This is a genomic window from Kamptonema formosum PCC 10802 (assembly GCF_000332335.1).
Lineage (GTDB): Bacteria > Cyanobacteriota > Cyanobacteriia > Cyanobacteriales > Oscillatoriaceae > Oscillatoria.
In genome coordinates this window covers 462,658-467,121 of the sequence record NZ_KB235950.1, presented here as the reverse complement: position 1 = coordinate 467,121, position 4,464 = coordinate 462,658, and the positions used below count along the sequence as shown (strand labels likewise).

General features: G+C 56.2%; 5 protein-coding genes. 2 read left to right on the top strand and 3 right to left on the bottom strand.

All coding sequences use genetic code 11. The features are described 5' to 3' along the window. Both OSC10802_RS53725 and ispD read right to left on the bottom strand, forming a co-directional pair. The coding region (locus tag OSC10802_RS53725; protein WP_198525368.1) for an Ig-like domain-containing protein at nt 1-719 on the bottom strand (719 nt) is incomplete at its 3' end. A 584-nt stretch (nt 720-1,303) separates the two neighbouring features. Next, a complete protein-coding gene (ispD, locus tag OSC10802_RS0135985) occupies nt 1,304-2,008 on the bottom strand; it encodes a 2-C-methyl-D-erythritol 4-phosphate cytidylyltransferase (RefSeq protein ID WP_017721606.1) in 705 nt (234 codons plus the stop codon). 102 nt (nt 2,009-2,110) lie between these two features. Here ispD and OSC10802_RS0135980 point away from each other — a divergent pair, with 102 nt between their 5' ends. After that, nucleotides 2,111-3,082: a glycosyltransferase family 9 protein gene (locus OSC10802_RS0135980; protein ID WP_017721605.1), complete on the top strand. Its 972-nt coding sequence runs from the start codon at nt 2,111-2,113 to the stop codon at nt 3,080-3,082. Then, nucleotides 3,075-3,662, top strand: a complete 588-nt coding sequence (locus OSC10802_RS0135975) for a D-glycero-alpha-D-manno-heptose-1,7-bisphosphate 7-phosphatase (RefSeq protein ID WP_017721604.1) — start codon at nt 3,075-3,077, stop codon at nt 3,660-3,662. The genes OSC10802_RS0135980 and OSC10802_RS0135975 overlap by 8 nt, the downstream gene beginning before the upstream one ends. Before the next feature lie 99 nt (nt 3,663-3,761). Here the strand turns inward: OSC10802_RS0135975 and OSC10802_RS0135970 are convergent, their stop codons facing one another. After that, nucleotides 3,762-3,941: a hypothetical protein gene (locus tag OSC10802_RS0135970; RefSeq protein WP_155969173.1), complete on the bottom strand. Its 180-nt coding sequence runs from the start codon at nt 3,939-3,941 to the stop codon at nt 3,762-3,764. Between the last annotated feature and the right edge of the window lie 523 nt (nt 3,942-4,464).

The following is a 4,464-nucleotide window of genomic DNA, read 5'->3' as shown; positions in this document are numbered from 1 at the left end:
GCGGTTTCTGCCGCCCAGCCGGTGCTGCCTTGTTTGCGGATTAAAAAGTTTTCTGTGACTGAGAAATCCACAGACTGTGAAGCCTGGTTGCCGGCTGTGTCAGTTGCAATCACCCCAATATTGTGGTCGCCTAGCCCTAACCCATTAGCAGCAATCGCGGCGTCAAACTGTCCCGCTGCACTCACCGGCACTGGGGATGAACTACCGCCATCTAAGGAGTATTGAACATTGGGAACTCCCCCACCGGTATCGCCGGCTGAACCAATCAGCCGCGCTGTGGAACTGTGCGCCCAACCGGCAATCGGCGCTGTTAAGGAGAGAGAGGGTGCACTCGTGTCAATTGTAACAGTTAGTGGTGCGGAAGAAGCCAGCACACTGCCGGCAATATTTAAGGCCCTCGCCCGCAGAACATGTGGGCCATATGTCAGGGGAATTGAGGTAATTTGTGTGCTATTTCTTCTTGTTGTTTCCCCTACGAATTGCCCGTTTGCGTACAGCTGCACTTTCGCCACCCCCACAGGCGAACCCGTCAATAAGTCTGCCGCAAAGGTAGGCGTGCTGTCATTGGTTATATTGTCGGTGTTGCTGGCACCGCTGTCGCTGGATGACAGCAAATCTAGACCTATAGTTAGTAGAGGGGGCAGCAGGTACTGGGGGAGTGAGGGCTCTCTGAACTGGGGCAATAAAAAAGCCCCCTCATCGGCTTCAGGGAAGTTCAATAAATTGCTTGAATCGCTTTCACCTCCCGATGGAATCCATTGGGAGGGAATCTCTAACTCCTGAGTCCCGCCTGACGGGAAGGCTAACAAATTTTACCCAGTGTTTGGTTCCATGTGAAATGTTCCCCTGACTCCTCACTTGATGATGCCGGTGGGTTTGGCTTTTAGCAGCCCTCACCCGACACCTGCGTTTTTCCACTTGCCTTTTTGCGGCTCAACTTTTTTTACTATAACACCTGTTTTCAGATTTTCTTCGGGTTTTTTGTTAATTTCTCTTACCGTTTTTAGTGCCGGTGAATTTCTCTCACTTCAGTTTTTGTTAAAGGTTGTGAAAAACTTGGGAAATGTATAGGGTTTGTCCCGGAGCGACAGCCAGACAGTGGTACAGTCAAGGGTTTTTGAAAGACTGCCACTGAGCGGGGTCTGGTCATCCCTAAGGTACTTCTGCGACCCCACCCTTCATATCACGTCCGGTTGTTTAACCGGCAGCTTGCGCACCGGCCTTGGAGATTAGTAATACCCAATACGATGATGCCCAATCCCCGATGCCCCCATGCCCGCCGCCATGCCCCACGCCCCATCCTTCATCCCTCATGCCCAGTCCCTTTCAGCCGCTGGCGCAAAATAAATTCCGCAATCGCCAAATCGGCAGGCGTCGTCACCTTCAAATTCGTCTCCTCCCCCACCACAATCCGCACCGGCAGCCCGCACCGTTCAAACAGAGCCGCATCATCCGTCACTTCCCAACCCTGAGAGCGCCCTTGCTCGTGACACTCCGCCAATAACTTGACATCAAATCCCTGCGGAGTCTGAGCCGCCCACAGATTTCGCCGGTCGGGCGTGTCCACAATCAGCCGTGCTGCCGGTTCGACCACCTTAATCGTATCCTTCACCGGCACCGCCGCAATCAGGCCGGCGCACTCATAGAGCGCCTTGGCGCAGCGGTCGAGCAGCTCGGGAGTGGCCAGACACCTCGCCCCATCGTGAACCAGCACCCGTTCAGATGCCGGCGGTAGCGCCTGCAAGCCGTTGTAGACCGACTCCTGGCGCGTCGCCCCCCCTTGAATCAGCCGCACCGGCTTGCGCACAGACAGGCCGGCCAGAATGGCCTGAAAATCTGGCCAGTCCTCAGGCTGGCCGACAATGCCAATCCAGCTGATTTGCTCAGACGCCTCAGCAGCCAAAAGCGTCCAGGCAATCAAAGGCTTGCCCAGCAAGGCCAGCAGGAGCTTGTTGCGGTCGCTGCCCATGCGGCGTCCCATCCCAGCAGCGGGAATCAGTAATTGCACCTCAGTACCTCATTTCTGAATTTTCGATTGGGGATTGCCTTCGTGGCTAATAGCTAACAGCTAACAGGTAAAATAGACGATTGGCAAGCTCAAATAACCAAGATGCGTATACTGGCTCTAGTCCCTGGCGGGATTGGCGACCAAATCCTATTCTTCCCGACGCTGGATGACCTGAAGCGGTCTTACCCCAACGCCGAATTAGGCGTTGTGGCAGAACCTCGCGCCAAAGCGGCGTACCGCGTCTGCAAGTGGTTCCACGACAAGTCCCTGGATCTGATTCCCTTCGATTTCAAGAACCGCAACGGTTTGGCAGATTGGGCGAACTTGCTGGGTACGGTTCGCGATGGCGAGTACAATGCCGTCCTGTCCCTGGGCCGGCGGAAGGGCGTGGCATTCTTCCTCTGGTTAACCGGCACCCCCATCCGGGTTGGCTACGCCGGCAGCGGCAACACCTTTCTCACCAACCCCGTCCCCCTGAAAACCGAACAGTATGCCGCCAGCATGTACCACGACTTGCTGCAAGGGTTCGGCATTTCCCGCCCCTGTCCGGATCTGTCCATAACCCTGCTCAAGGAGGACATCAAGTGGGCGGAAGCCGAACAACAAAAGCTGGGAATCAAAGGCACCGGCTGCGTTCTCATCCACGGCGGCTCCAGCCAGATGGCCAAAGAAAAGGGGCTTGACAAAATCTACCCTGTGGAGTATTGGAAGGAGATTATCAAAGACTTCCAGCAGCGCCAGCCCCAACTGCCGGTGGTGGTGGTTAAAGGGCCAGAGGATGAAGCGTTCGTTGGCCAGCTGTTGCACTCGCTCCCCAACCTCAAAGTTACGGCACCAGAGGATATCGGCAAGCTGGCGGCGACGATTGCCGGCGCAAACCTGATGGTGTGCACCGACAGCGCCCCCATGCACCTGGCGGTCGCCGTGCAAACCTACACGGTGGCCCTGTTTGGCCCCACCGACCCCAAAAAATTGCTGCCGGTTAACGACAAGTTCATCGGTATCAAATCCCCCACCGGCTTGATGGCCGATATCTCCCCACAAACCGTACTGCAGAGGGTGTGGGGTGGCTAGACCAGCTGTATTCCTCGACCGGGATGGCGTGCTCAATGTCGAAGCCGGCTACATCCACCGGCTCGAAGACCTGCACTTAATCCCCGGTTCCGCTGAAGCGGTGCGCCGGTTAAACGACCGGCAAGTGTTTTGCTGTCTGGTGACCAACCAATCGGGACCGGCACGGGGGTACTACCCCGCTTCCCACGTGGATGCCCTGCACCGGCGTCTCTGCCAGCTGCTGGACGCCGAAGCCGGCGCTCGCTTAGACGCGCTGTACTCCTGTCCCGACCTGAGCCCGCCAGAAGGGGGCGTCACCCCAGAATTTAGCCGGTGGACCACTTGGCGCAAACCCAACACCGGCATGCTGGTGGCGGCGGCGTGGCAGCACGACTTGGATTTGGGCCAGAGTTTCATGGTGGGTGACAAAGCCACCGATGTGGATATGGCCCACAATGCCGGCTGTCAGGGGATATTGGTGCGCACCGGCTATGGCGAGCTAGTCCTCTCTGGGGACTACCAGCACCACACCAAACCCGACTTCATCGCCCCAGATTTAGCCGCCGCTACCGATTGGATTTTGCAGCACATTAGCGGTTAACTGTCAAGCATTTTCCTGATTTTCACCCGGTATTAGGACGGGCGCAGGTTTTTCCAGGTTCTGCAATATCCCCTCTTTTTTTTCTCCCCCTCCCTTGAGCTAGCGCAGTCCTGCTGTGGCTGGCCCTCGGGACGCACGCACCGGAGCATTGAAATTGCCGGTGCAATTGGCACCCCTACTATCCCCCCCACTGTTGCCGCCGCCGGTGCGATAACCTGTGCCGGTGGGAACGAAGGCCACCCCCAAGGGCAGCGAGCTGGCATTCTGGAGTTTGTTCACAGTCAGAACGTCATCCACAGAGATATCAAGCCTGACAAGTGCATACTGCTATATCACGAAGACGAAGAAAGCGGCGAGATTAACTGGCGTCCTCTAGCATAGCAGCAGTCATATTGGTTAGAACAATAGAAGCTTCGGGAGCGGGCGAGCAAGGGAGGCCGGAATGTAGGTTTCCTAAATGCTTACTGCTCTATAGACGTAGGGCAGGCGTCCCGCCCCCCTTGAAGGTCTAATGTTCTAACCTAAGTGCATACTGCTATACTTGCCAAAAAAGCGACTACCAGAGTGCGACAGAGGCGCGGCAGGCATTGCCACTCCACAGACAGCAAAAAAACCAACGAAATGTCTATCAGAAGACAGAAGTCGCACCGGTGCCTACAGAAATATCACCGCCGTCAAACCCGTCCTAACCAGAGTGCAAAGAGCGGAACAAATCGCCCTGAAGGCAGGCAGGCTAAGGGCTTCAGATGTATCTGCACTCTCACCAGTCATGCTGCTTCTGTTGGTTCCATCGCCATTAGCT

Excerpts from the sequence above, each read along its gene's own strand:
- OSC10802_RS0135980 (WP_017721605.1), top strand. The coding sequence starts at position 2,111 with ATGCGTATACTGGCTCTAGTCCCTGGCGGGATTGGCGACCAAATCCTA.